The organism is Curtobacterium sp. MCLR17_051, from assembly GCF_003234395.1.
GTDB lineage: Bacteria > Actinomycetota > Actinomycetes > Actinomycetales > Microbacteriaceae > Curtobacterium > Curtobacterium flaccumfaciens.
Genome location: NZ_QKTA01000003.1, coordinates 127,199 through 153,737, shown reverse-complemented (window position 1 = coordinate 153,737; position 26,539 = coordinate 127,199). Strand labels below are relative to the sequence as shown.

Below are 26,539 nucleotides of genomic sequence, written 5' to 3'. Positions count from 1 at the left end.
GGCTACGCGCCCATGGTGGCGACGGCCACCGACTCCTCGCCGGCCATCACACGCCAGACGCTGCCGGTCCCGCGGACCTCGAGCGCGCCCTCGCCGACGACGAGCGTGGTGTCCTCGTCGATCGCGAGTCCGGCGGTGACGAACTCGGCCTCGGCGCTGGCGATGAGCCGCGCGAGCGTGCCGGCCTGCACCGCGTGCACGTCGATGGTCAGGTCGACCAGGCCGAGGCCCTCGCGGAGCTCGACCTCGTCCAGCCCCTCGCACGCCGCCTGGGGGCAGATCTCGACGCCGCCGATGCGCCAGCCGCCCACCAGGGCACGGTCGGCGGCGATCATCGCACCGGCCGAGTAGCCGAGGTAGGGCAGACCGTCGGAGACGAGCAGCCGGAGCTGGTCGACGAGCGGGGCGATCGCCGCCAGGTAGTCGGGGGTGACGCCGCCGCCGACCACCAGGGCGTCGACGTCGCTCAGGACGGTGGTGTCGAAGACCTGACCGGCCGCGACCTCGGTGACGAGCACCTCGGCCGTGCGCGGGCCGCCGAGGACCTCGGCGATGTCGGCCGTCGACGACGGGCTGCCGCCGTCCGGGCCCGCCACGGAGAGCAGGGCGATGCGCGGGACGCTCCGGCCGACCGCTGCCGAACGGGCGGTCGCCTCGGCGATGAACGGTGCTGCGGCGTCCGAGGCGGCGAAGAGACCGCCGCCGACCAGGTGGATGCTCACGACTCGGCCGTCACGGGGGCGAGGGCGCTCCACGGGAACGTGATCCAGCCGTCGACCCGGCGCCACACGTGGTCGGGCTCGAGGACGGTGCCGGGCTTCGAGTACAGGCAGGCGCTCCGGACGTCGGCACCGGCGTTCCGGATGATGTCGACCACCAGGCGCAGGGTGCGGCCGGAGTCCGACACGTCGTCGACGACGAGGACCCGCTTGCCGGACAGGCTCGGGGCGTCGAGGGCGGGGGCGAGCACGACCGGCTCCTCCAGCCGCTGCTCGACGTCGGTGTAGAACTCGACGTTGATCGAGCCGCACTCCTTGGTGCCGAGGGCGTACGCCACGGCGCCGGCGATGATCAGTCCGCCGCGGGCGACGGCGACGACGACCTCGGGCTCGAAGCCGCTGGACAGGACGTCCTTGGCGAGCAGGCGTGCGGCGTCACCGAACTCGAGCCAGCCGAGTACCTCGGGCCCGCTCGTCACGGTCACGGTGGACGGAGCCGCGGGCTCGGGTTCGCTGCTGATCGGCATCCGACCACGCTACCGGCAGGGAGCCCGCGCCCGCGACCCGCGGCAGCCGCCCGGGCGCTGCGCGGGTCCGGCGCGGGGGCGGTGTGGGGTCGGTCGCGAGTCCGGCGCGGGTCGGCTCAGCGGGGCGTCAGCGGGCCGCGCGCCAGCTTGTGCTGCGCCGACTGCGCCACCGGCCGGATCGTCACGAGGTCGAGGTTCACGTGTGCCGGCAGCTCCACCGCGTGCACGATCGCCTCGGCGACGTCGTCGGCCACGAGCGGCTCCGGCACGTCGTCGTACACCGCGGCGGCCTTCTGCTCGTCCCCGCGGAACCGGGTGAGCGCGAACTCGTCGGTCTTCACCATGCCCGGCGCGATCTCGACGACCCGGATCGGCTCGCCGTTCAGCTCGAGCCGGAGCGCGCCGACCAGGGCGTGCTCGGCGAACTTCGCGGCGTTGTAGCCGCCACCGTTCTCGTACGCGACGAACCCGGCGGTGCTGGTCACCGTGACGATGTCGGCGCTCCCGGACTCCCGAGCGCGGTCGCGCAGGTGCGGCAGCAGCGCGGAGACGACCCGCTTCGTGCCGATCACGTTGACCTCGAACATGGCGCGCCAGTCGTCCACGTCGGACTCCTCGACGCTCGCCGAACCGAACGCCCCACCCGCGTTGTTCACGAGCACGTCGGCGCCGCCGAGGTCCGCGACCCGCGCGGCCAGCGCCGCCACGTCGTCGGCGTCCGTGATGTCGGCGACCAGGGTGTCGGCCCCGGTCTCCGCGGCGAGCGCCTCGAGCTTCGCCGCGCGACGGGCCACGGCGAGCACGTCCCAGCCCCGCGACCGGAACAGCCGGACGGTGGCCGCCCCGATGCCCGAGCTCGCTCCGGTGACGACTGCGCGCCGTGCTGCCATGTGATCTGCCTCCTGCGTCGGTGACCGGGCGTGTGGTTGCCCGGTCCGCCCACCGTACCGAGCGGGACGCTTCCGGCACCGCACCGGGCCGTCCAGATCACGATCCGGTAACGTGACCGGCGATGACGACGGATGCCGCCCCTCCCGCCCCCTCGGCCCCGGCGACGCAGCTCGAGCCCGGTCGAGCCCCGCGCCGGATCCCGATGTGGGACACCGCGCGGTTCGTCGCGGTCACGCTCGTGGTCATCGGCCACGCGATCCAGCGGCAGACGCCGGCGAGCGAGCACGCCCTGGCGCTCTACACGTTCATCTACGCGTTCCACATGCCGGCGTTCGGTGTGATCAGCGGCTACTTCTCGTCGGCCGACACCCCGACGGCGAGGCGGATGCGCCGGACGATCACGGACATCGTCGTGCCGTACATCATCATGCAGACGATCTGGACCGTGGTGCAGGGCATCGTCGAGGGCGGCAAGGACTTCAACCCGACGAAGCCGACGTGGACCCTGTGGTTCCTGCTGGCCCTGGGCATCTTCAAGCTGATCCTGCCGTACCTGGCGCAGCTGCGGTGGCCGCTGTTCTGGGCGGTCGTGTTCAGCATCGGCGTCGGCTACTTCGACAACGTCGACTCGACGCTCTCGCTGTCCCGCGCGATCAGCCTGCTGCCGTTCTTCCTGCTCGGGTGGCAGGTCAAGCAGTGGGGCGTCTTCGACCGCTGGTACGAGGCATCCCGCCGCACGGTCGTCCGGGTGCGGATCGCCGCCGTCGTGGTGTTCGCGGCGTGGGCGGTGTCGTGCGCGGTCTGGATCCCGCAGTTCAAGGAGTTCGACCTGCACCACTGGTTCTTCTACGACGACTCCTACTCGGGGCTCGGCGAGGACGCCTGGTGGGCGGGTGCGGTGCGCTTCGGCCTGATGCTGCTCGCGACCCTGCTGACGGCGTCGTTCCTGGTGCTCATCCCCCGTCGGAACATCTGGATCACCCGGTTCGGCGCGGCGACGATGTACGTCTACCTGCTCCACACGTTCGTGCTCTACCCGATCCGGGAGTCCGGCGTCCTGGCCGGCGAGCACTCGGCCTGGCCGTTCGTGCTCCTGATGGTCGTCATCGCGTGTGCCGTCAGCCTCTTCCTGGCGCAGCCCTTCGTGCGGCGCGGGATGCGGTGGCTGCTCGAGCCGAAGGTCGACTGGCTGTTCCGTCGCGACGCGTGACATTTCCGCGCAAGCAGTCGTCTTCGCTGCGCTCAGTCGGCAGCGCGCGACGTCGCGGCAGGCCGCGACCGATCCCCCGTGGTCGCCGCCGTCAGCCCCGGGCACCATCCTGGCCGGGAGGCCCGGGGCGGGACCGGCGCGCGCGTTACGTCCCGAGGCGGGTGCGGTGGTGCGGGCCCGGCCACCTGCGTACCGTGACACCCGACGCACAGCCGCGCCGCGCCTCCAGGCCGAGCGCAGGGCGACCCGACGACCAGCCGCACCGGACAGGAGCACCAAGATGACCGAGCACGACGCCGCGCAGTGGCAGTTCGAGACCACCCAGGTCCACGCCGGCGCACAGCCGGACCCGACCACCGGGGCTCGGGCGACGCCGATCTACAAGACGACCTCGTACGTCTTCGCGAACTCGGACGAAGCGCGCGACCTGTTCGCGCTCGCCAAGCCGGGCAACATCTACTCCCGGATCATGAACCCGACGAACGACGTCGTCGAGCAGCGGATCGCCGCGCTCGAGGGCGGTTCCGGGGCCCTGCTCGTCGCGTCCGGCCAGGCGGCCGAGACCTACGCGGTGCTGAACATCGCCGGGGCGGGTGACCACATCGTGTCGTCGTCGTCGATCTACGGCGGCACGTACAACCTGTTCAAGTACACGCTGGCGAAGCTCGGCATCGAGACGACGTTCGTCGAGGACCAGGACGACCTCGAGGAGTGGCGCCGCGCGGTCCGACCGAACACGAAGCTGTTCTTCGCCGAGACCATCGGCAACCCGAAGATCAACGTCCTCGACATCACGGGCGTCAGCGACGTCGCCCACGAGTCCGGCGTCCCGCTGATCGTCGACAACACGATCGCGACGCCGTACCTGATCCGTCCGTTCGAGCACGGCGCCGACATCGTGGTGCACTCGGCCACGAAGTTCCTCGGTGGCCACGGCACGGTCATCGGCGGGATCATCGTCGACGGCGGGAAGTTCGCCTGGTCGCAGCACGCCGACCGGTTCCCGGAGTTCAACACGCCCGACCCGTCGTACCACGGTGCGGTCTTCGCCGAGGCGGTCGGCAACGAGCTCGCCTACATCGTGAAGGCCCGGGTGCAGCTGCTCCGCGACCTCGGTGCGTCGAACTCCGCGGACACGGCGTTCGCGCTGCTGCAGGGCATCGAGACCCTGTCGCTCCGCATCGAGCGGCACGTGTCGAACGCGCAGGAGATCGCGGAGTGGCTCGACCAGCACCCCGACGTCGCCACCGTCGCGTACGCCGGGCTGCCGACGTCGCCCTGGTACGCGGCCGCGAACCGGTACGCGCCGAAGGGCGTCGGTGCCGTGCTGTCGTTCGAGCTCAAGGGCGGGGTGACCGCGGGCAAGGCGTTCGTCGACAACCTGCAGCTGTTCTCGCACCTGGCCAACATCGGCGACGTCCGCTCGCTCGTCATCCACCCGGCGTCGACCACGCACTCGCAGCTGACCCCCGAGCAGCAGCTCACCACCGGGGTCACGCCCGGCCTGGTGCGCCTGTCGGTCGGCATCGAGAACATCGCCGACCTGAAGGCCGACCTCGAGGCCGGGCTCGCCGCGGCCCGGGCGATCGCGCAGGAGAGCCAGCGCGCGTAGGTCCCGCGCGGCCTGGGGCACCGACTCGGAACGACAAGGTCGACGTCGCACGACGTCGACCTTGTCGTTTGCCCGCCCGTGCAACAGTTGCCGACGCGGCGGTGCGACTTCCTCGATGTCGTACGACGTCGACGTTGTCGCACCCGCCCACGCACCAACCCGCAGACGCCCGGACCACGACGACGCGAGCGCGGCCCGGACACCCGGCCGCGCGCCGGGCGTGACGTAACACGGCGGCGGCGACCCGCGCCTCCCGGCAGACTGGACGCACGATGGACTGGCAGACGACCCCCGAGGACTCCGTGCCGTCCACCCTGGTGCCCGGCACCGAACTCGGCACCCTCGGCAAGCCGCCCGTGACCGGTGCCTGGCGTCCCGGTGACCACCCGGGTGCACGCCACTTCGAGTCGCTCGGCGAGCAGTGGGTGCGCGGCGGCCGCCTGCCGTCCGTGCGCGTGGCCTACGAGACGTGGGGCACGCTCAACGCCGCCCGCGACAACGCGGTGCTCGTCCTGCACGCCCTGACCGGGGACTCGCACGTGACCGGTGCCGCCGGCCCGGGCCACCGCACCGCCGGCTGGTGGGGCGACGTCGTCGGACCCGGCCGGGCGATCGACACCGACCGGTGGTTCGTCATCGCGCCGAACATGCTCGGCGGCTGCCAGGGCACCACCGGGCCGTCGTCGGTGTCGCCGTCGGGCGCGGAGTGGGGCTCGCGGTTCCCGTTCGTGACGGTGCGCGACCAGGTCGAGGTGCAGGCGCAGCTCGCCGACCGGCTCGGCATCGAGACCTTCGCGGCCGTCGTCGGCGGGTCGATGGGCGGCATGCACGCCCTCGAGTTCGCGGTCTCGCACCCTGCTCGTGTGCAGCGGCTGGCGGTCCTCGCGTCGACGGCGCAGACCACAGCCGACCAGATCGCGGCGAACTCGCTGCAGCGGGCGGCGATCCAGATGGACCCGGCGTTCGCGGGCGGCGACTACTACGAGGCCGACGTCGGCGAGGGCCCGCACCGCGGACTCTCGCTGGCCCGGCGGATGGCGCTGATGACCTACCGGGCGTCGGACGAGCTGAACAGCCGCTTTGCGCGGTCCTGGCAGAGCGACGTCTCCCCGCTCGGCGACGACGGCCGGTTCTCGGTGGAGAGCTACCTCGACTTCCACGGCAACAAGTTCACCCGGCGGTTCGACGCCTCGAGCTACGTGACGCTGACGTACGCGATGGACTCGCACGACGTCGGCGCCGGGCGCGGCGGGGTGTCGGCGGCACTCGGGCTCGTGACCGCGCGGACCCTGGTCGTGGGGATCTCGAGCGACCGGCTGTTCCCCGTCGAGGACCAGCACCGGATCGCCGCGGGCGTGCCGGACGCGCTCGACGGGGACTCCGCAGCGGTGATCGAGAGCGAGTTCGGACACGACGGGTTCCTCATCGAGCACGAGCAGGTCGGGGCGCACCTGCGGCGGTTGCTCGAGTCCTGAGCGGTCCCGCCAGCCACCGCGGCGCGCCGAAGACCCCCCAACGGGTGGCGCGCGTGGAATGATGGCGTGGAGCCCGGCACTGACCGACGCTCGGTTTCCCGCACCGCCCAGATCGTCACCAACCAGGACATCGATGGACTTCATCGCACAGGAACGCGACCGCTTGCTGCGGTCGGCGACCCGTGTCGTGGGCATCGTCTGCGCGCTCGTCAGCGTCGTGGGCATCCTCTCCGCGGCCGCCGTGCCCACGCCGCCCCTCATCGGCGCACTCCTCTGCATCGCCGCGATGATCACCGCCCTCGTGTGCTTCGCTCGCGGCGGCGAAGTGTGGTGGACCGCCGCCATCGTCGTCGCCGGGCTCGCCACGATGGTGCTGCTCTTCACCGGAGTCCCCGACTCGGCGCGGCCCCTCGTCGCCAGCGCCGTCATGCCCCTGGCCGCCGGCGGGCTCTCGGCACCGCTGATGGCCCAGCGCGGGCACCCGGTCGGTCTCGGCATCACCATCGCCGGGGGCGGCGCCGTGGTGGTGCTCATGGTCTGGGGATCGGGCTCGCTCCTGTCGACCCCGGTCAGCGGGGCACTGCTCGGGTGGATCCTGATGGCCGTCGTGGCGATCTGGATCTCGCGCAGCATCCCCCGCGTCGCCCGCCGCATCTACAGCATCGGCACCGCCCACCGCGCCGAACGGCAGGCCAGCGAGACCGAGGCCCAGCGCCGCCAGGGTGCCCGCCTGCTGCACGACACCGTGCTCGCGACCCTGACGCTGCTGGCGCACTCCGGCGTCGGCGTCTCCGAGCAGGCGATGCGCGAGCAGGCCGCCGAGGACGCCCGACTGCTGCGGCACCTGCGCCTCGGTGCGACCCCCCAGCCCTCGCAGTCCGGTGACTACTCGCTCACCCGCGAAGAGGAATCGCCCCTCGGGCAGACCCTCGAGTCGGTCAAGCAGCGCTTCGGCCGGATGGGGCTCGAGGTCAGCTGGCACGGCACCGGGCAGGTCCTGCTGCCGTCGAACGTGCTCGACGCGTTCCTCCTCGCGCTCGGCGAGTGCCTCGAGAACGTCCGTCGGCACGCCGGCGTCGGCGAGGCGCACGTCACGATCGTCCACGACAACGAGGTCGTCCGTGCGATGGTCACCGACTCCGGCGTCGGCTTCGACCTCACCACCGTCAGCGCCGAGCGACTCGGCTTCAAGGAGAGCGTCGTGAACCGCCTGCGCGAGGTCGGCGGCGACGCGAAGCTCTTCTCCGCGCCGGGCTCCGGCACCACCGTCGTCCTGGAGGCACCGCGATGACCCGGGTCCCCGAGGACACCATCGGCCGCAGCCTGCCCGGCGAGACCGCTCCACCAGCACCCCGCACCCGCCGCGAGGCGCGCGAGCGGTACCGGACGAGCGAGCGCCGGCAGGCCAGAGGGCTCCCGTCGACGTCCACCGGTGCCCGGTCCCTGCGCCAGGCCGCCAAGCCCGGCGCCTCGCTCGGTGCCGGCTACCTCGGCCTCGGCGCCGCGGTCCTCACCGCGATCGAGGCCGTCGCCGGCATCGCGTTCTTCCTGGTGCGCTGGAACGAGTACTCCGACCCGTGGTTGCCCGCGGTCGCCTGGGGGCTCTACGTCGTCGCCGCCGTCGGGGTCGGACTCAGCGTCCTCACCTACGGCGAACGGCTGACGGGTCCGGCCTTCGCGTTGATCTGCGTCGTGCTGGCCTGCGTGGTCACGCTCGACTTCATCGGCATCTGGCCCGAGCACGACATCGCGCACACCGCGACCGCGTCGATGGCCGCCGGGTTCGCCCTGCTGCCGATCGCCACGCTCCGACCCGCCCGCGAGGTCGCCGTCGCCATCGGTGCGCTCGGCATCGCGTTCATCGTGATGGCCGTCGCGTCGACGCCGATCACGCACGACACCATGCCCGGCATCGTGTCCCTGCTGTCGCTCGTCGTCGTGCCGCCGGCGCTCGCGCTGTACGTCGTGCAGCGGTTCCGCCAGCTCGTGCAGCGCGAACTCGACCGGGTGCTCGTGCAGAGCAACGTGCAGGCGCCGCAGTTCGCCGTCGGCATGCTCGCCTCGGACGAGCTCGCCCGGCTCGACCTGGCCGCCGAGAAGCTGCTCGACGCCGTCGCCAACGGCACCGACCCGCTGCCGCTGTCCGACGCCTCGAGTTCCGTCGCCGCATCGCTCGCCACCGAGCTCCGCCTGCACCTGATCGAGGGTCGCCGCGAGACCTGGCTCTACCACGCCATCACCGAGTCCGACCACCTCGGTCGCTCGGTGAGCGTCGCCGACCCGACCGCCCTGGCGGGGCACCTCTCCCCCACCCAGCGCGACGGGCTGCTGCAGGCGATCTGGCAGATGGTCGGCGACGGCCGCACCGCGCAGCCCGGCATGCCCGTCGTCTCCGTCACCCTCGGTCCGATCGGCTCCGACGGTCACCCGGTCAGCGACGACACGATGGACGTCCCCGTCGTCATCGAGTCCCGCGGGGTGCCCCGTCGCAGCCTCGGCCCGACGGCCTGGAGCGCGCTGCAGCGCATCGGCCCGTACACCGAGACCGTCCGCGACGGCGCGCTGCACATCGTCGCGCACTGCGTCGTGAACCGACATCCGTCGATGTAGCTGCCGGACACCCGCACGCCTGACCGACTTCCGGCCCGCATCCTCCTAGGATCGGCCGAGCAATCCGCACCGAGAAAGGACGCCAGTATGGCGACTCCAGAGGAACCGATCCGACTCGCACTGGTCGACGACCACAGGATGCTCCTCGGCGCGCTCACGGAGTGGATCCGGAACGCGGCCGACGACATCACCCTGGTCGCCGCCGTCACGACCTGGCCCGAGCTCCTGACGAGCCCGGCGTTCCCGGTCGACGTGGTGCTGCTGGACCTGGACCTCAAGGACTCCATCCCGGTGTCGCTGAAGATCTCGACGCTCAAGACCGCGGGCGTCAAGACCGTCGTGATGAGCACGTACTCGGAGCCGAACGTCGTGCGCGAGGCCCTCGGCGCCGGTGCCCTCGGGTACCTCGTCAAGAGCGAGGACGCCGACATGATCGTCGAGGCGATCCGCTCCGCCCAGCGCGGCGAGCAGTACGTCTCGGCCGAGCTCGACCTCGCCATCAACAGCGGTGACGTTGGCGGTGTCCCGAAGCTCAGCGCCCAGGAGCGTCGCGTGATGGCCCTGTACGGCGGTGGCGAGCCCGTCAAGAGCGTCGCCTACCAGCTCGGCATCTCCGAGGAGACCGCGAAGAGCTACCTCAAGCGCATCCGCGAGAAGTACCGCGTCGCCGGCTTCGACGTGGGCACGAAGGTCGCGCTGCGGAAGCGTGCGATCACCGACGGCATCATCGTGCAGGACGGCAGCCCCCTGGGCCTGTAGCGCGCGTGCGTTGCGCTTCGAGTGAGCAGAAGACGTCGGGTCCCGTCACGGAACCCGACGTTTTCTGCTCACTCGGGGCGGTCTTCCGCGCCACGTGACGGACGGGAGGCCCGTGGCGGCGTCGCCACGGGCCTCCCGTCCGGTGGGTGCATGCGCGCGCACCCCGCGTGTCAGGCCGTCGGGACCGGTGCGGTGATCGGACCGGTGGACGGCGACGAGGAGCGGACCGCGGCGCGACGGGTGCTCCGCCGCTCGACCGCGTAGCTGACCATCGTCACCAGGACGCCGAGCAGCGCGAGGCCGATGCCGAGCCAGCCCGGCGCGAGGAACCCGAAGCCGGCCGCGATGACCGCGCCGCCCAGGGCGGCACCGATCGAGTTGCCGATGTTGAACGCCGAGTGGTTCAGCGCCGCCGCGATCGTGCGGGCATCCCCCGCGACGTCCATCAGGCGCGACTGCACCGCCGGCGGGATCGCCGACGAGGTCGCCCCGAGCAGGAACGCGCCGAGCAGCATGCCCCAGAGCCACTGCGCGGTCAGGACGGTGATGAGCAGGGCTCCGATGAGCGAGAACATGCCGACGTAGATCGTGCGCTTCACGCTGTGGTCGGCCAGGTGTCCGCCGAGCACCCCGCCGACGACCATGCCGATGCCCACGACGACGAGCACGATCGGCACGAACGACTCGGGCATGCCGGTGACGTTCTGCACGAGCGGGGAGATGTACGAGTACACCGCGAAGAACCCGCCGAACCCGACGGCACCGAGGCCCATGACGATCCACACCTGCGGCACGCGGAACGCCCGGAGCTCGCGGCCGATCGTGGCGTGCTCGTCGCGGGCGCTCTTCGGCACGAAGGCCGCGACGGCCAGGAACGTCAGGGCGAACAGCGCGGCGACGACGCCGTAGGCGACCCGCCACCCGGCCACCTGTCCGACCCACGTGATCGCCGGAACCCCGACGACGTTCGCGACCGACAGGCCGAGCAGCACCATCGCGATGCCCTTGCCGCGCTTGCCCGGGCCCATCATGTCGCCGGCGACGATCGACGCGATGCCGAAGTAGGCGCCGTGCGGCAGACCCGCGACGAAGCGGGCGACGAGCACCAGACCGAACGAGGGCAGCAGCGCGCTCGCGATCGTCGCGACGACGAACCCGACGAGCAGCACGAGGATCAGGCCCTTGCGCGGGAACCGGGCGGACATCGCCGCGATGGTCGGCGCACCGACCACCACCCCGAGGGCGTAGGCGCTGACGAGCCAGCCGGCGTGGGCGATCCCCGCGTCGGGGTCGATGCCGTACTGCTCGGGGAGCAGGGCCTGCGCGATGTTCGGCAGCAGCCCCATCGCGACGAACTCGGTCGAGCCGATGGCGAACCCGCCGAGGGCGAGCGAGATGAGCGCGAGGGTGCGACGCGCAGGCGTGAGCTGTGACATGGGGCCTGTTCTCGTGCGGGCGGAGCGGGACGACGGTGCAGCACCCCACCGGACGGGGCGGCCGTGATGTCCTGGTCCGTCGAGTGTAGACCGCTCCAACGGACCAACGAAAGCCCGCGGGAGCTCAGGCCGCCTGGCGCTCCGGGGTGCGGGTCCGTGCCGGGGCCTGCTCGGGCAGCTCGTCGCGGTGCACCCATCCGGTGCCGCACTCCGCGCAGCTCGCCCAGGCGTTCTCGCCCTGTTCGTCCGTGTCGATGACGACCGTTCGCAGGTCGCAGTCGGGGCACCAGCCGTCGTGCATCATCACGCGCTCCTCATCGTCGTCTCGGGGCCACCGGAAGTGGCTCGATGCAGACCATGAGACACCCGACCACCGACATCCGAGGGACCGCTCCGGCGTGTCGGTCGACGCTGCGGTGCAGGATGACGACGTGCCCACCGTCACGACCGTCCTGGCCTCCTGCGCCGCCGGCGCGCCCGCGAACTGCGAGGACGTCACCGACCCGATCGGGATCGTCATCGTCGTGGTGTTCGCGGTCGCCGGCCTCGTCCTACTGACGGTCGCCGCGGTCCTCGGCACCGACCCCCGTCGCCGCAGGCGTCCGCGTCGGCGCCGCTGACCACTAGTCGCCGAGCGCGGCCTCGAGCCGTTCGAGCTTGCCGTCGATCTCGCCGGTGTGGCCGGGGCGGATGTCGGCCTTGAGTACGAGCGACACCCGCGTGCCGTACGCACCGACGGCCTCGGTGGCGCGCTTGACGACGTCCATGACGTCGTCCCACTCCCCCTCGATCTCGGTGAACATCGACGAGGTGCGGTTCGGCAGCCCGCTCTCGCGCACCACGCGCACGGCGGCCGCGACGGCGTCGTGAACGGACCCGTCGGACGTTGCAGCGGGACCACCGGACGGAGCGACGGAGAAGGCGACGATCATGCGTCCATCCTGCCCGGCTCGGGCTGGTCGCGCACGGACGACGACGAGCGCGCCGACACCCGTCCGGACCCCGCAGCCCGCCCCATCCGCACCAGCACGACGACGCTCCACACCAGGATCGCCACCTCGAGCACGTTCCGGACCGTGAGCACCACGAGGATCCACGGCTGCACCCCGAGCAACTGGTCGTAGTAGCCCGGGTAGATCACCTGCGTGAGCAGGGCCATCGGCAGCGCGAGCACCGCGATCGGCACGAACCGGCGCGCACTCGGGGCACCCGCCGCGAGGCCCCAGACGATCGGCACCGCGAACCAGCCGATGTACTGCGGCGACCCCACCTTGTTCGTCGCGATGAGCGCCGCGACGAACAGCAGCGCCAGGACCGGCGCGAGCTCGGCCCGACGGGCACCGCGGCGCGCGGTCCAGAGCGCGAGCACGACCCCGGCCACCACGACGACGGCCATCAGCGGCGTCGACACCGCGGCGGCGGCGGACGTGCCGGCACCGGACACCTCGAAGGTCAGGATCTCCTGGTCGTAGAACACCGCCGCTCCGGGGACGCCGAAGGCTGCGGCCCACATGAAGGGCGTCGCGAGCGGTGACTCGATCTGCAGCCCACGGCCGGTCTGCTCACCGACGAAGGACAGCAGGTACGGCGCACCGCCCCACAGCACGTCGACGAGCACGATCAGGGCGCTCAGCACCAGGGCCCCGGCAAGCACACCCCGGCGGTGTCCGCGGCGCAGGAGCAGCAGCACCGCGACGAGCGCCGCGGGCCACACCTTCGTCCAGGCACCGGCGGTGAACAGCGCGGAGGCAACGGCCGGCCTCGAGGCGACGAACGCGACGCCCACCAGCGCGAACACCGTCGCGACGGTGTCGATCCGACCGAGCGCGATCGGGCCGAGCGCGAGCAGGAACAGCAGCCACCACCAGACGACCCGCACGCCGTGCACGCCGAAGCGGTCCGACGACCCGACGCGGACCCGGAAGCGCCACAGGAACGCGCACGCCGCGGCATCGAGCAGCACCATCAGCAGCAGCCAGCCGGTGCCGATCGACGCGACGCCCCCGAGGGCCGCTGCCGCCATCGGCACGATCGCCAGGATCGGGTACACCCAGGCGCCGTCGATGCCGACCCAGAAGTCCGCGGTCCGCCCGGTCTCGATCCAGCGGCTGTAGGTGATGGTCACGTCACCGAGCGGCAGGTTCGCCGACACGAGGGTCAGCCACCACAGGAACCCGTGCACGGCGACGAACGCCAGGACGAAGCCGGCGAGTTCGAGCCACCGGGTCGAGGTCCTCTGCACCGGACGAGCGTAGCGGCCGGACCGGGTCCGATCGCTGCCACGGACTCAGGGTCTCCCGAGCATGACGTGTCACCGTTCTGCTCGTGACCTCCGACACCCCGCGCAAGCGCCGCAAGGCCGTCATCTGGATCTCCGTCATCGCCGCCGTCGTCGTCCTCGGCGTCGTGGGCGCGGTGGTCTTCACGAACGTCTACACGAGCAACGAGAACGCGAAGGCCTCGGCCGCGCCGTCCGTCGCCGCCACCCGCGAAGCCTCCACCCTCGACGACACGGACCTGTCCGGCGAGTGGACGGTCGGCGGCGACTCCGAGGCCGGGTACCGCGTCCACGAGGTCCTGAACGGCTCCGACGTCACCGTCACCGGCCGCACCGACAGCGTCGCCGGCACCGCGACCGTCGACGGCACGAGCATCACCGCCGCGAAGATCACGGTGCAGGTCGCCGACGTCACCACCGACTCCGACCAGCGCGACGCCTACTTCCGCGACTCCGCGATGGACGCGGCGGCCTTCCCCGAGGCCACCTTCGAACTCACCGGACCGATCGCCGACGCGGTCCCGAGCGGTTCCGACACGACGACCGTGACGGCTCCGGGGAAGCTCACCCTGCACGGCGTCACGAAGGACGTCACCGCAAAGCTGCAGGTCGGCCTGAACGGCGACGGCGTCGACATCTCCGGTTCGGTCCCGATCACCTTCTCGGACTACGGCGTGCAGGCCCCGAGCCTGGGGTTCGTCAAGGTCGACGACGCGGGTTCCGTCGAGTTCCTGGTGCACGCGACCCCCGCGAGCTGACGTCCGCGACGCGCGTCACGCCCGTGACGTGCCCGCCGACGGACGGGAGGCGCGGTGCCAGCTGGCACCGCGCCTCCCGTCCGTCCGTCGTCGCGTCCTGGAGCCGCACCCGCTGGCTGATGCGTGCGCATGTTGCGACCTTGCACCTGTCGAACCCGTGGTGTCCCGTCGGAACATGCGCACGAATCCATTGCGTGCGCATCCTTCGACAGAACACGCGTCGATCCCCTCGTGGATCGTCGGAAGGTGCACGCGCACCGGCCGCTAGCCGCGCGCGTCCCCGTCCACGACCAGGTCCCGCACGACCCCCGGCAGCTCGGCGATGAGCGTCGTCATCGGGAACGGTCCGCCGCCGGACGCCCGCCGCGCCGCGAGCCCGTGCACCACCGCGGCCGACGCGGCCAGGTGCGCGAGGTCCGACGGCGTGAGCGACGAACCGGCCGCCTCGACGGAGCCCTGCCGCGCGGCGACGAGCGCCCCGAGGACCCCGCCCAGCACGTCCCCGGCACCGGCCGCGGCGAGCCACGGCGTCGCCGAGGACGCCACGAGCCGCACCGACCCGTCCGGGGTGACCACGTGGGTCCGCTCCCCCTTGAGCAGCACGACGCTGCCGGTCTGCTCCGCCGCACGGAGCGCCGCGGCGGCCGGGTCCTGCTCGATCTCGGCGCGGTCGGCCCCCAGGAACGAAGCGAGCTCACCGGCGTGCGGGGTGAGCACGGCGAGCGGCCCGAGGTCGACGAGCGGGATCGCCCCGGCGTCGACGACGACCGGGACGCCGTCGTCGGACGCGTGCGAGAAGCCCGACGCGGTCGTCTCGTCCAGGTCGCCGAGCGACGGCGCCGAGATGCCGGAGCCGACGAGCCAGGCCTGCACGCGGCCGACGCCGGACACGACCTCGGGGCGGCGGGTGAGCACGTGGGCGGTGGCGCGTGACGGTCCGACGTACCGGACCATGCCGACGCCGGTGTGCACGGCGGCGTCGACCCCGAGCACCGCGGCGCCGGGGTACTGGTCGGACCCGGTCGCGATGCCGAGCACCCCGCGGCGGTACTTGGTGGACTCCCCCGTCGGCGCGGTGACCCACGCGGCGGCATCGGACGGTCGGACGGGCACGAAGTCGTTCACCGGCCCCACGTTACGGTGGAGCACATGAGCCTGTTCCTGCCTGGTCGCGTGGTGGTCTTCGACTACGGCGAGGTGATCAGCCGGACGCCACACGCCTCGCGGGACGCCCTCGTGGCCGCCACCGGGGTCCCGGCCGACGAGCTGTTCCCGGTGTACCAGGAGCTCCGGCACGACCTGGACCGCGGCGACCTGTCCGTCGTGGCGTACTGGCGTGCCATCGCGGAACGGACCGGGCGGACCTGGAGCATCTCCGAGATCCACCGGTTCTGGGCGATCGACTTCACCGGGTGGTTCGAGGTCGAGCCGGAGACCCTCGAGATCGTCGAGGAGCTGCACGACGCCGGCACCCGTGTCGCCCTGCTCTCGAACGCGGGCTTCGACTTCGGCGACCCGTACCGCCGCTCCCCGATGGGCTCGCTGTTCGAGACCGTCGTGGTGAGCGCCGAGGAGCACGTCCTGAAGCCCGCGGCATCCATCTACCGCGACACCTGTGCGCGCTTGGGAATCGACCCGGGTCAGATGGTGTTCGTGGACAACAGGGCCGAGAACGCCACCGGTGCGGAAGCGATCGGGGCGGTCGGCCACCACTACACGTCGCCGGCGTCGCTGCGGTCGTTCCTGACGGAACTGGCCGAGGCGCCGGCACCCGTCCTCTGAGGAGCCCGCGTGACGCACGCCCTGTTCGACCCGATCACCGTCCGTGACCTGACCGTCCGCAACCGCATCTGGGTCTCCCCGATGTGCCAGTACTCGGTGGACCAGCAGGACGGCGTCCCGACGCCGTGGCACCTCGTGCACCTGGGCGGGTTCGCCAAGGGCGGCGCCGGCGCGGTCGTCGTCGAGGCGACGGGCGTCGTGCCCGAGGGACGGATCACCCCGCAGGACCTCGGGCTGTGGAACGACCAGCAGCGCGACGCGTTCAAGCCGATCGTCGACTTCCTGCACGAGCAGGGGGCCGCGGCGGGCATCCAGCTCGCGCACGCCGGGCGCAAGGCGTCGACCTACCGCCCCTGGGACACCACGCACGGCACCGTCCCCGCCGACCAGGGCGGTTGGACCACGGTCGCGCCGTCGGCCGTGGCCTTCGACGGCTACGATGTCCCGCGCGAGCTCGCGGTCGAGGACATCCGGGTCGTCGCCCTCGCCTTCGCGCAGTCCGCCCGCCGCGCGGTCGAGGCCGGGTTCGACCTGGTCGAGATCCACGCGGCCCACGGCTACCTGCTGCACCAGTTCCTCTCGCCGCTGAGCAACCAGCGCACCGACCAGTACGGCGGCTCGCTCGAGAACCGTGCCCGCGCGCTGCTGGAGGTCGTCGATGCCGTGCGCGCCGAGGTCGGCGAGGGCTTCCCGATCGTCGTCCGGTTCTCGGCCACCGACTGGGTGGACGGCGGGCTCACGCTCGACGAGACCACCGTCGTCGCCCGCTGGGCCGCCGAGCACGGTGCCGACCTGGCCGACGTGTCCACCGGCGGCAACGTCGCGAGCGCGCCGATCCCGGTCGGCCCCGGCTACCAGGTGCCGCACGCCGCGGCGATCAAGCGCGACGCCGGCATCCCGACGATCGCCGTGGGCATGATCTCCGAGGCGTTCCAGGCCGAGCAGATCGTCGCGACCGGCCTGGCCGACGTCGTGATGATCGGTCGTGAGATGCTCCGCGACCCGTCGTTCGCGCTCCGTGCCGCCGTCGAACTCCGCGTGCCGGTCGACTACGAGCCGCAGCAGTACCACCGCGCGCGGATCACGGCCTAGGCGCGATCGGTTCTGTACGGATTCACGGTTCAGCGACCGCGCAGGCAGTACGATTGGCAGCACTGTGGACGATCCCCCGAATAGTTCTTCGCCTCACTCATCCGCCGCTCACTCGGTGAGCTGCACGTCATCCCTGTGCGCGAACGGGGGTGAATCATGAGTCCGATCGACATCGTCATGCTGATCGGCGGCATCCTGCTGACCCTCGGCACGGGTGTCTTCGTCGCGTCCGAGTTCGCGCTGGTCAACCTCGACCGCGCCGACGTCGAAGCGCGGCGCGACCGCGGTGAAGCCGGCCTCGCACCGGTCATCGGCGCGCTGAAGGTCACCTCGACGCATCTGTCCAGCGCACAGCTCGGCATCACGCTGACCACGCTGCTGACCGGCTACCTGCTCGAACCCTCGATCGCGAAGCTGCTCGAGGCGCCGTTCCTGGCGATGAACCTGCCTGAGGGCATCGTCGAGACCGTCGGCTCGATCGTGGCGCTCGTCATCGCGACCCTGCTGTCGATGATCCTCGGCGAACTGGTGCCGAAGAACTTCGCGCTCGCGCTGCCCCTGCAGACCGCCAGGCTCGTGGTCCCGCTGCAGATCGCGTTCACGACGGTCTTCAAGCCCGCCGTCGCGCTGCTGAACGGCACCGCGAACGCCGTGCTCCGGTCGCTGGGCATCGAGCCGCAGGAGGAACTCTCCGGTGCCCGCAGCGCCGAGGAACTCACCTCGCTGCTGCGCCGCTCGGCGTCCGAGGGCTCGCTCGAACAGGACACCGCGACGCTCCTCGAGCGCACCATCTCGTTCTCCGAGCTGAGCGCCAGCGACGTGATGACCCCGCGCCCGCGGCTCTCCACCATCCGCGTGTCCGAGTCCGCCGAGGACGTCATCGCCCTCGCCCGCAAGACCGGCTTCAGCCGCTTCCCCGTCATCGAGGAGGACGCGGACGACGTCGTCGGCATCGTGCACGTCAAGCAGGCCGTCGCCGTGCCGCGCGAGAAGCGTCCGGAGGTCCCCGTCGGGGCACTCATGACCGACGCCGAACGCGTGCCGGAGACCATGCCCGGCGACACCCTGCTCGCCGAGGTCCGCGGTCGCGGCTACCAGATGGTCATCGTCGTCGACGAGTACGGCGGAACCGCCGGGGTCGTCACGCTCGAGGACCTGATCGAGGAGATCGTCGGCGAGGTCTCCGACGAGCACGACCGCGCCCGCATCGATGTGGTGCGCTCCCGTGACTGGCTGACCTTCCCCGGTCTGCTGCGTCCCGACGAGCTCGAGGACCGCGCCGGCGTGAAGGTGCCCGAGGAGGGCCCGTACGAGACAGTCGGCGGGTTCGTCATGTCGACGCTGGGCCGCCTGCCCGTCGTCGGCGACGAGGTGCCCCTGGACGGCGGGGTGTTCCGGGTCGAGCGGCTGGACGGCCGTCGGATCGACCGCATCCGCTGGACCCCGACGCGCCCGTCGACCGACACGGCGGCGACCGCGATCATCATCCCGTCCACCAAGAGCACCCCGACCACCACGAAGGCCTCGGCCACCACGACGAAGGGCAGCACCCGATGAGCTCCGACTGGTGGGGGATCTTCTGGCTCGTCGTCCTGTTGATGGGCAACGCGTACTTCGTCGCGGCGGAGTTCGCCGTCATCTCAGCACGCCGCTCGCAGATCGAGCCCCGCGCCGAAGAGGGCTCGAAGGCCGCGCAGATGACGCTGTGGGCGATGGAGCACGCCACCCGCATGCTCGCGACGACCCAGCTCGGCATCACGGTCTGCTCGCTGCTCATCCTGAACGTGTCCGAACCGGCGATCCACCACCTGCTCGAGGTCCCGCTGCACCTGACCGGCTGGAGCGCCGAGGTGATCGGCACCGTGGCCTTCGTGTTCACGCTGCTGCTCGTGTCGTTCCTGCACGTGGTGTTCGGCGAGATGGTGCCGAAGAACATCTCGTTCTCGATGCCGGACCGCGCCGCACTGCTGCTCGTCCCGACGCTCTGGTACATCGGTCACGGCCTGCACTGGGTCATCGTCGGCCTGAACGAGGTCGCGAACGCCGTGCTGCGGCTGTTCCGCGTCGAGCCCAAGGACGAAGCGGTGAGCGCCTTCACGGTGGAAGAGGTGCAGACCATCGTGGAGCAGTCCCGCCGCGAGGGCACCCTGACCGACGACGGCAAGCTCGCCCTGGCGTTCGAGTTCACCGAGAAGAAGGTCCGTGACGTCGCCGTGCCGATGGCCGAGCTCGTCACGCTGCCCGACGACGCCACCCCGGCCGACGTCGAGCACGCCGTGGCGCAGCGCGGGTTCTCCCGCTACGTGCTCGTCGGCGAGGACGGCTCCCCCACCGGCTACGTGCACGTGAAGGACGTCATCGACCTGCGTCCGGACGAGTTCGACGACCCGGTGCCGCCGAAGCGCATCCGTCAGCTCATCTCGCTCTACACCGAGATGGACCTCGAGGACGCGCTCGCGACCATGCGGGCCGCCGGGCGCCACGTGGCCCGCGCCTTCGACGCGGACGGCCGCACGATCGGCGTGCTGTTCCTCGAGGACATCCTCGAAGAACTGGTGGGCGAGGTCGAGGACGCGACCCGACGCCGGTAGACGCAGCGGAAGGACGGACTGGAGGCGCGGTGCCAGCTGGCACCGCGCCTCCAGTCCGTCCGTGGTCGCGACCAGGGCGACGCGCGCCCCGTCCGCGCTACCAGCTGACGGGCAGGGGCTTGCCCTCCTCGTACCCGGCGGCGGACTGGATGCCGACCAGCGCCCGCTCGGAGAACTCGGCGAGGGACGATGCGCCCGCGTAGGTCGCGGAGCTGCGCACGCCGGTGGTGATCATGTCGAGCAGGTCCTCGACGCTCGGGCGCTCCGGGTCGAGGTAGATCGTCGACGACGAGATCCCCTCGGCGAAGAGCGCCTTGCGTGCCCGCTCGTACGGGTCGAGCCGCTCGAAGCGCTCGCGGACGGCCTTCGCCGAGGCCATGCCCCAGCTCTCCTTGTACGCCTTGCCGGCGGCGTCGCGACGCAGGACGCCCGGGGCCTCGAGCGTGCCGGCGAACCACGAGCCGATCATGACGGCGGACGCCCCGGCTGCCAGCGCGAGGGCGACGTCGCGCGGGTAGCGCACCCCGCCGTCCGCCCAGACGTGCGCACCGAGCGAGCGGGCCGCCGCGGCGGTCTCGAGCACGGCGGAGAACTGCGGACGACCGACGGCCGTCATCATGCGGGTGGTGCACATGGCGCCCGGTCCGACGCCGACCTTGATGATGTCCGCTCCGGCCCCGACCAGGTGCGCGACGGCGTCGGCGGTGACGACGTTGCCGGCGACGAGCGGGATGCCGAGCTGCAGCGACGCGACCGTGCGGAGTGCGCGGAGCATGCTGTCCTGGTGGCCGTGCGCGGTGTCGAGGACCAGGACGTCCACGCCCGCGGCGGCCAGCGCCTTGGCCTTTGCGGCGACGTCGCCGTTGATGCCGAGCGCGGCGGCGACCCGGAGCCGGCCGGAACCGTCCACGGCGGGCGTGTAGATGTCGGAGCGGATCGCGCTCGTCTGGCTCGTGGTCCCGACGACCCGGCCGTGCCGCATGACCGGCGCGAAGTCGACCTCGGCGGCCGAGAGCACGTCGTACACGTGGCGGGGTGTGCCGGCGTCCTCGGCGTCGATCGCGGTCGAGGCGCCGTGCAGCAGGTCACCGAGCACGGCGTCGGGGCCGGCGGTGCCGAGGCGGGTCGCGGGCACGCAGCCGAGGTACTCGCCGTCGGCATCGCGGACGACCACACCACGGCCGCCCACCGGCAGGAGCTGTTCGAGGGCCTCGGCGACGGTGGTCTGCGCGCCCATGTCGTAGGCGGTGTCGAAGTCGACCGGCTGGTCCTTCACCCAGCGGATCGCGGCGTCGAGGTCCTGCAGGTGCATGTCCTGCGGCAGCACGCCCAGACCACCGCGGCGGGCCAGGGTGGCGGCGAGCCGGGGGCCGGTGACGGAGTTCATGTTGGCGCTGACGATCGGGATCGTGGCACCGCTGCCGTCGTTCGCCGCGAGGTCGACGTCGAAGCGGCTCGTCACGCCGGAACGGCTCGGGACGAGGAAGACGTCGGAGTAGGTCAGGTCGTGCGTCGGCCGCGTCTCGTAGAACCTCATGCGCTCCACTGTACGGCTCCCGTCACGGCCCCGACCGGGTGCTCCGGGGGCTGCCGACTCGCGCCGCGGCTGACACGGAACGGACATGTCGGAGCGGCTAGGCTTGGCACCTGTGCGGCGCAGGGTTGCTCCGCACGACACACACGAGCATCTATCGACGGAGAGTGGGCGATCGGCTGTGTCGAGCCATCTGACCGGAACGGACGAGACCGCGGGCGAATTCGGGGCGAACGAGTGGCTCGTCGACGAGCTCTACGAGCAGTTCGTCGCGGACAAGGAGTCGGTCGACAAGTCCTGGTGGCCGGTCCTCGAGAGCTACCACCGCACGCAGGTCGGTGACGCTCCGGCTCCGGCGGGCTCCCCCGCGCAGCAGGCGCCGGCCCAGCAGGCGCCGGCGCAGCAGCAGTCGTCGACGCAGCAGCCGGCCACCGGGGACACCCCGGGCGAGGCGAAGTCGGGCCCGATCCAGGCGAAGACCACCTCGCGTCAGCCGGCACCGCAGCCGATCCCGGCCGAGGCGAACGACGCCGCCGACGACCACGAGGAGACCCACGAGGACGTGGCGACCCCGCTCCGGGGCATGGCCAAGACGCTGGCGTCGAACATGGACGCCTCGCTGACCGTCCCGACCGCCACGAGCGTCCGGACGATCCCGGCGAAGCTGATGATCGACAACCGGATCGTCATCAACAACCACCTGCGACGCGCCCGCGGCGGCAAGATCTCCTTCACGCACCTGATCGGGTGGGCGATGGTGCAGGCGCTCAAGGACTTCCCGAGCCAGAACGTCTACTACGAGGAGCGCGACGGCAAGCCGTTCGTCGTCGCCCCGGCGCACGTGAACCTCGGCATCGCGATCGACGTCCCGAAGAAGGACGGCACCCGCTCGCTCCTGGTGCCGAGCATCAAGCGCGCGGAGACCCTGACGTTCGGGCAGTTCCTCTCCGCCTACGAAGACCTCGTCAAGCGTGCCCGCGACAACAAGCTCACCCCGGCGGACTTCCAGGGCACGACGATCTCGCTCACCAACCCGGGCGGCATCGGCACCGTGCACTCGGTCCCGCGTCTGACGAAGGGGCAGGGCTCGATCATCGGCGCCGGCGCCCTCGAGTACCCGGCGCAGTTCCAGGGTTCGGCGTCGAAGACCCTGGTCGAGCTCGGCATCGGCAAGACCATCACCCTGACGAGCACCTACGACCACCGCGTGATCCAGGGCGCCGGTTCGGGTGAGTACCTCAAGCACGTGCACGAGCGCCTGATCGGCGAGCACGGCTTCTACGACGGCATCTTCGCTGCGCTCCGGATCCCCTACAAGCCGATCCAGTGGGCGAACGACATCAACGTCGACCTGGCGCACCGGGTGAACAAGACCGCCCGCGTGCAGGAGCTCATCAACAGCTTCCGCGTCCGTGGGCACCTGATGGCCGACATCGACCCGCTCGAGTACCGCCAGCGCACGCACCCCGACCTCGAGATCGAGAGCCACGGGCTGACCTTCTGGGACCTCGACCGCGAGTTCGTCACCGGCGGCCTCGCCGGCACCACCTCGGCACCGCTGCGCGACGTCCTCGGGATCCTGCGCGACGCCTACTGCCGCACGGTCGGCATCGAGTACATGCACATCCAGGACCCGGAACAGCGTCGCTGGGTGCAGGAGCGCATCGAGGTGCCGTACTCGAAGCCCTCGAAGGACGAGCAGCTCCGCGTCCTCGGCAAGCTCAACGAGGCCGAGGCGTTCGAGACCTTCCTGCAGACCAAGTACGTCGGCCAGAAGCGCTTCTCGCTCGAGGGCGGCGAGTCCACCATCGCTTTCCTCGACACCCTGATCCAGCACGCCGCCGGAGCCGGACTGGCCGAGGTCGCGATCGGCATGGCCCACCGCGGCCGCCTGAACGTGCTGACGAACATCGCCGGCAAGACCTACGGGCAGATCTTCCGTGAGTTCGAGGGGTCCTCGCTGCCGGGCACGGTGTCCGGTCAGGGCTCCGGCGACGTGAAGTACCACGTCGGCACCGAGGGCGTGTTCCGCACGTCCGACGGCTCGAGCATCCCGGTGACGATCGCCGCGAACCCGTCCCACCTCGAAGCCGTCGACGGCGTGCTCGAGGGCATCGTCCGCGCCAAGCAGGACCGCGAGGCACCCGGTAGCTTCGGCGTGCTCCCCGTGCTCGTGCACGGCGACGCGGCGATGGCCGGCCAGGGCGTGGTCGTCGAGACGCTGCAGATGTCGCAGCTCCGCGGGTACCGCACCGGCGGCACGGTCCACCTCGTCATCAACAACCAGGTCGGGTTCACCACCCCGCCCGAGTCGGCGCGCAGCTCGGTGTACTCCACCGACGTCGCGAAGACGATCCAGGCGCCGATCTTCCACGTGAACGGTGACGACCCCGAGGCCGTCGCCCGCGTCGCCGAACTCGCCTTCGCGTACCGCGAGGAGTTCCACCGCGACGTCGTGATCGACCTGATCTGCTACCGCCGCCGTGGGCACAACGAGGGCGACGACCCCTCGATGACGCAGCCGTTGATGTACAACCTCATCGAGGCGAAGCGCTCCGTCCGCACGCTGTACACCGAGGCCCTCGTCGGCCGTGGTGACATCACGCAAGAGGAGTACGACGAGGCGCACCGCGACTTCCAGGACCGCCTGGAACGCGCCTTCGCCGAGACGCACGAGGCACAGACCGGCACCATCCCGGTCATCGAGGTCGACGACGACGGTGCGGTGCAGGGGCTCGAACGCCCGGCCGCACAGCGCGACGACTCCGAGGTCGAGGTGCACGAGACCGCCGTGTCCGAGGAGCTCGTCCGGGCGATCGGCGATGCGCACAGCAACCCGCCCGCCGGGTTCTCGATCCACCCGAAGCTGCAGCAGCTGCTGACCAAGCGCACCGAGATGACGCGCAACGGCGGCATCGACTGGGCGATGGCCGAGCTCATGGCGATCGGGTCGATCCTGGTCGAGGGCAAGCCCGTCCGCCTCGCCGGACAGGACGCCCGACGCGGCACGTTCGTCCAGCGCCAGTCGGTGTTCCACGACCGGGTGAACGGCCAGGAGTGGCTGCCGCTGTCGAACCTCACCGAGGACCAGGCCCGGTTCTACGTGTACGACTCGTTGCTGAGCGAGTACGCGGCGATGGCCTTCGAGTACGGCTACTCGGTGGAGCGTCCTGAGTCCCTCGTGCTCTGGGAGGCGCAGTTCGGCGACTTCGCGAACGGCGCCCAGATCGTCATCGACGAGTTCATCTCGTCCGCCGAGCAGAAGTGGGGACAGCGCTCCGGCCTCGTCCTGCTGCTGCCGCACGGGTACGAGGGCCAGGGGCCGGACCACTCGTCGGCACGCATCGAGCGCTACCTGCAGCTGTGCGCCGAGGACAACATGATCGTCGCGCGCCCGTCGACCCCGGCGTCGTACTTCCACCTGCTCCGCCGACAGGCCTGGGCCCGGCCGCAGAAGCCGCTCGTCGTGTTCTCCCCGAAGGCGATGCTCCGGCTCCGCCAGGCGACGAGCGCGGTCGAGGACTTCACGACCGGAACGTTCGAGCCCGTGCTGGACGACGCGCGGATCACCGACAAGGGCGCCGTGCGCCGCGTCGTGCTGCACTCCGGCAAGGTGCACCACGACCTGCGTGCCGAGGTCGACAAGCGCGGCATCACCGACGTCGCACTCGTCCGACTCGAGCAGCTCGCCCCGCTCCCCCTCGACCGCATCCTCGAGGTCCTGGCGGGCTACCCGGACGCCGACGTCGTGTGGGCGCAGGAGGAGCCGGAGAACCAGGGCGCCTGGCCGTTCGTCTGCATGAACCTGTCGCCGCACCTGGGCGGTCGCCCGTTGTCCGTCGCGGCCCGCTCGGCGAGTGCCGCACCGGCGACGGGGTCCTCGAAGCGCTCCGCGCAGGAGGCCGCCGACGTCATCGACACGGCGCTGAGCGCGTCGGCCTAGTCACGGGAAGCGCCCCGTGCGGGAGTCCGAGGGACTCCTGCACGGGGCGCTTCGACGTTCGCCAGGAAGGTGGCGCTACGCGATCTTCGTGTACCGCACCCCGGCGTCGTGGTACCCGCGCTTCTGGTAGAACCGGTGCGCGCTGTCCGTCGCGGCCGCACTGACGGCACTGAGGCGACGGGCGCCCTGCTCGACCGCCCACGCTTCGAACGTGCCGATGAGCGCCGAACCGGTGCCGAGCCTCCTGGCCGTGTCGTCGACGACCAGCAGCAGCAGCTGCGCCGTCGGCTCGTCGCTGGCGTACGCCCACGTGACCTGGGCGCCGGCGACCGCGACGACCCGGCCGTCGTCCCCCCGGACCACCCAGGTGCGGTGGCCGGCTTCGGGGGTGAGCCGGTCGAGGCGGGCGCGCATCGACGCATCGTCGACGTCGTGACCGAGCAGGCGGACGAGGGCGGCGACGTCGGCGACGTCCGTGTCGGACCAGGTGGTGGTCGACTCGACGGAGAGGGTCATGTCGGCCAACCTACCCGGGCCGTCGGTCGTGTTGCGACGGGGTTCCATAACAACTGATATTCATATACGCTGCTGTCATATCACCCGCCGGGTGAACCGACCGACAGGACAGCCATGCACATCACCTCCCGCCACGGCCGCACCGCCGCCTGGATCGCCTTCCCGCTCGCCGTCGTCGCCAGCGGCGCACTCATCGCCACGGCCTCGTACGCCGCCTTCTCGAGCAGCACCGACAACGCCGCGAACAGCTGGCGCACCGGTGCCGTCTCCCTCACCGACGACGACCAGGGCGTCGCGATGTTCGACGTCGACGACCTGGTGCCGGGGTCCGCCGGCTCGAACTGCATCACGGTGACGGCGAACACCACCAACGCCTCGACCGTGAAGCTCTACGCCGCAGACGCGGCCGACGCCGACTCCCTCGCCGAGCACCTCGGGCTGACGGTCGAGCGCGGCAGCCTCGGCACCGCGGGCGACTGCAGCACCTTCACGGGGACGACCGTGCACGACGGGACGCTCGCCGACCTCATGGCGTCCGAGTCCTTCGGCACCGGCGTCGACGCGTGGAAGCCCACGACGGGCACGGCGAGCACGACCTACCGGTTCAGCTACGACCTGAGCGAGGGCGCGCCGAACACCGTGCAGTCGTCCGAGGCCGGCACCACGTTCGTGTGGGAAGCGCAGACCGACTGATCCCCGTCCCGATCCGTCCCACCAGAACCGTCCGACCCGCCCGTCGTGGGCTTCCACGCGTCGACGCCGGTGCCGAAGGACTCGGACGCCATGAGGTCGGCGAGCGTCCCGTC

At 71.4% G+C, this 26,539-nt stretch carries 24 protein-coding genes; 14 read left to right on the top strand and 10 right to left on the bottom strand.

Annotation, left to right across the window (positions count from 1 at the left end):
* Positions 1-2: 2 nt before the first annotated feature.
* The 3 genes from DEJ06_RS05000 to DEJ06_RS04990 form a co-directional block, all read right to left on the bottom strand.
* A complete protein-coding gene (locus DEJ06_RS05000; RefSeq protein ID WP_181436809.1) occupies positions 3-722 on the bottom strand; it encodes a Type 1 glutamine amidotransferase-like domain-containing protein in 720 nt (239 codons plus the stop codon).
* Positions 719-1,246 (bottom strand): phosphoribosyltransferase, encoded by a 528-nt coding sequence (locus tag DEJ06_RS04995; protein WP_181436808.1) that lies wholly within the window; start codon positions 1,244-1,246, stop codon positions 719-721. The genes DEJ06_RS05000 and DEJ06_RS04995 overlap by 4 nt, the downstream gene beginning before the upstream one ends.
* A 116-nt stretch (positions 1,247-1,362) precedes the next feature.
* Complete coding sequence (locus tag DEJ06_RS04990) at positions 1,363-2,136, bottom strand: SDR family oxidoreductase (protein WP_111038593.1); 774 nt, start codon at positions 2,134-2,136, stop codon at positions 1,363-1,365.
* A gap of 122 nt (positions 2,137-2,258) precedes the next feature.
* Here DEJ06_RS04990 and DEJ06_RS04985 point away from each other — a divergent pair, with 122 nt between their 5' ends.
* The 6 genes from DEJ06_RS04985 to DEJ06_RS04960 all read left to right on the top strand — a co-directional run bounded on the left by DEJ06_RS04985 (position 2,259) and on the right by DEJ06_RS04960 (position 9,803).
* On the top strand, positions 2,259-3,347 hold the full coding sequence (locus DEJ06_RS04985) for an acyltransferase family protein (protein WP_111038592.1): 1,089 nt from the start codon (positions 2,259-2,261) through the stop codon (positions 3,345-3,347).
* A 280-nt stretch (positions 3,348-3,627) separates the two neighbouring features.
* Entirely contained in the window at positions 3,628-4,959 is a 1,332-nt protein-coding gene (locus DEJ06_RS04980; RefSeq protein ID WP_071404574.1) for a bifunctional o-acetylhomoserine/o-acetylserine sulfhydrylase, read from the top strand.
* Positions 4,960-5,231: 272 nt separating this feature from the next.
* Complete coding sequence (locus DEJ06_RS04975) at positions 5,232-6,434, top strand: homoserine O-acetyltransferase (protein WP_111033736.1); 1,203 nt, start codon at positions 5,232-5,234, stop codon at positions 6,432-6,434.
* Between the two features lie 133 nt (positions 6,435-6,567).
* A complete protein-coding gene (locus DEJ06_RS04970) occupies positions 6,568-7,725 on the top strand; it encodes an ATP-binding protein (RefSeq protein WP_111029197.1) in 1,158 nt (385 codons plus the stop codon).
* A complete protein-coding gene (locus DEJ06_RS04965) occupies positions 7,722-9,044 on the top strand; it encodes a hypothetical protein (protein ID WP_111038591.1) in 1,323 nt (440 codons plus the stop codon). The genes DEJ06_RS04970 and DEJ06_RS04965 overlap by 4 nt, the downstream gene beginning before the upstream one ends.
* Before the next feature lie 87 nt (positions 9,045-9,131).
* Entirely contained in the window at positions 9,132-9,803 is a 672-nt protein-coding gene (locus tag DEJ06_RS04960) for a response regulator transcription factor (protein WP_017888182.1), read from the top strand.
* Between the two features lie 170 nt (positions 9,804-9,973).
* On the opposite strand, the gene DEJ06_RS04955 is transcribed toward DEJ06_RS04960, so the two are convergent.
* Positions 9,974-11,239, bottom strand: a complete 1,266-nt coding sequence (locus DEJ06_RS04955; RefSeq protein ID WP_111024824.1) for an MFS transporter — start codon at positions 11,237-11,239, stop codon at positions 9,974-9,976.
* Between the two features lie 124 nt (positions 11,240-11,363).
* The gene (locus DEJ06_RS04950; protein WP_111038590.1) at positions 11,364-11,543 is read right to left on the bottom strand and encodes a hypothetical protein; all 180 of its coding nucleotides are present in this window, start codon (positions 11,541-11,543) and stop codon (positions 11,364-11,366) included.
* A gap of 127 nt (positions 11,544-11,670) precedes the next feature.
* Between DEJ06_RS04950 and DEJ06_RS04945 the strand changes: the two genes are divergently transcribed.
* Positions 11,671-11,859, top strand: a complete 189-nt coding sequence (locus DEJ06_RS04945; RefSeq protein WP_146245789.1) for a hypothetical protein — start codon at positions 11,671-11,673, stop codon at positions 11,857-11,859.
* Positions 11,860-11,862: 3 nt separating this feature from the next.
* Here DEJ06_RS04945 and DEJ06_RS04940 read toward each other — a convergent pair whose 3' ends face one another.
* On the bottom strand, positions 11,863-12,171 hold the full coding sequence (locus tag DEJ06_RS04940) for a thiamine-binding protein (protein WP_111038588.1): 309 nt from the start codon (positions 12,169-12,171) through the stop codon (positions 11,863-11,865).
* Positions 12,168-13,481: a glycosyltransferase 87 family protein gene (locus tag DEJ06_RS04935; protein WP_111038587.1), complete on the bottom strand. Its 1,314-nt coding sequence runs from the start codon at positions 13,479-13,481 to the stop codon at positions 12,168-12,170. Before DEJ06_RS04935 ends, DEJ06_RS04940 begins: the two co-directional genes overlap by 4 nt.
* 83 nt (positions 13,482-13,564) lie before the next feature.
* On the opposite strand from DEJ06_RS04935, the gene DEJ06_RS04930 reads away from it, so the two are divergent.
* Positions 13,565-14,275, top strand: coding sequence for a YceI family protein (locus DEJ06_RS04930; protein WP_111038586.1), 711 nt, complete (start codon positions 13,565-13,567; stop codon positions 14,273-14,275).
* A 264-nt stretch (positions 14,276-14,539) separates the two neighbouring features.
* Here DEJ06_RS04930 and DEJ06_RS04925 read toward each other — a convergent pair whose 3' ends face one another.
* Positions 14,540-15,400, bottom strand: coding sequence for an ADP/ATP-dependent (S)-NAD(P)H-hydrate dehydratase (locus DEJ06_RS04925; protein ID WP_111038585.1), 861 nt, complete (start codon positions 15,398-15,400; stop codon positions 14,540-14,542).
* 24 nt (positions 15,401-15,424) lie between these two features.
* On the opposite strand from DEJ06_RS04925, the gene DEJ06_RS04920 reads away from it, so the two are divergent.
* From DEJ06_RS04920 to DEJ06_RS04905, 4 genes are all read left to right on the top strand, one after another.
* Positions 15,425-16,057, top strand: a complete 633-nt coding sequence (locus DEJ06_RS04920) for an HAD family phosphatase (protein ID WP_071244826.1) — start codon at positions 15,425-15,427, stop codon at positions 16,055-16,057.
* Between the two features lie 9 nt (positions 16,058-16,066).
* Positions 16,067-17,149, top strand: coding sequence for an NADH:flavin oxidoreductase/NADH oxidase (locus DEJ06_RS04915; RefSeq protein WP_027465830.1), 1,083 nt, complete (start codon positions 16,067-16,069; stop codon positions 17,147-17,149).
* Between the two features lie 156 nt (positions 17,150-17,305).
* Positions 17,306-18,706, top strand: a complete 1,401-nt coding sequence (locus tag DEJ06_RS04910; RefSeq protein WP_071404734.1) for a hemolysin family protein — start codon at positions 17,306-17,308, stop codon at positions 18,704-18,706.
* Positions 18,703-19,740, top strand: coding sequence for a hemolysin family protein (locus tag DEJ06_RS04905; protein WP_027465832.1), 1,038 nt, complete (start codon positions 18,703-18,705; stop codon positions 19,738-19,740). The genes DEJ06_RS04910 and DEJ06_RS04905 overlap by 4 nt, the downstream gene beginning before the upstream one ends.
* Before the next feature lie 97 nt (positions 19,741-19,837).
* Here DEJ06_RS04905 and DEJ06_RS04900 read toward each other — a convergent pair whose 3' ends face one another.
* Positions 19,838-21,277 (bottom strand): GuaB1 family IMP dehydrogenase-related protein, encoded by a 1,440-nt coding sequence (locus DEJ06_RS04900; RefSeq protein WP_111038584.1) that lies wholly within the window; start codon positions 21,275-21,277, stop codon positions 19,838-19,840.
* 178 nt (positions 21,278-21,455) lie between these two features.
* On the opposite strand from DEJ06_RS04900, the gene DEJ06_RS04895 reads away from it, so the two are divergent.
* Positions 21,456-25,217, top strand: coding sequence for a multifunctional oxoglutarate decarboxylase/oxoglutarate dehydrogenase thiamine pyrophosphate-binding subunit/dihydrolipoyllysine-residue succinyltransferase subunit (locus DEJ06_RS04895; RefSeq protein WP_181436807.1), 3,762 nt, complete (start codon positions 21,456-21,458; stop codon positions 25,215-25,217).
* Positions 25,218-25,292: 75 nt separating this feature from the next.
* On the opposite strand, the gene DEJ06_RS04890 is transcribed toward DEJ06_RS04895, so the two are convergent.
* Positions 25,293-25,733, bottom strand: coding sequence for a GNAT family N-acetyltransferase (locus tag DEJ06_RS04890; protein WP_027465835.1), 441 nt, complete (start codon positions 25,731-25,733; stop codon positions 25,293-25,295).
* A 114-nt stretch (positions 25,734-25,847) separates the two neighbouring features.
* Between DEJ06_RS04890 and DEJ06_RS04885 the strand changes: the two genes are divergently transcribed.
* Positions 25,848-26,426, top strand: coding sequence for a hypothetical protein (locus DEJ06_RS04885; protein ID WP_111038583.1), 579 nt, complete (start codon positions 25,848-25,850; stop codon positions 26,424-26,426).
* Positions 26,427-26,539: the final 113 nt, after the last annotated feature.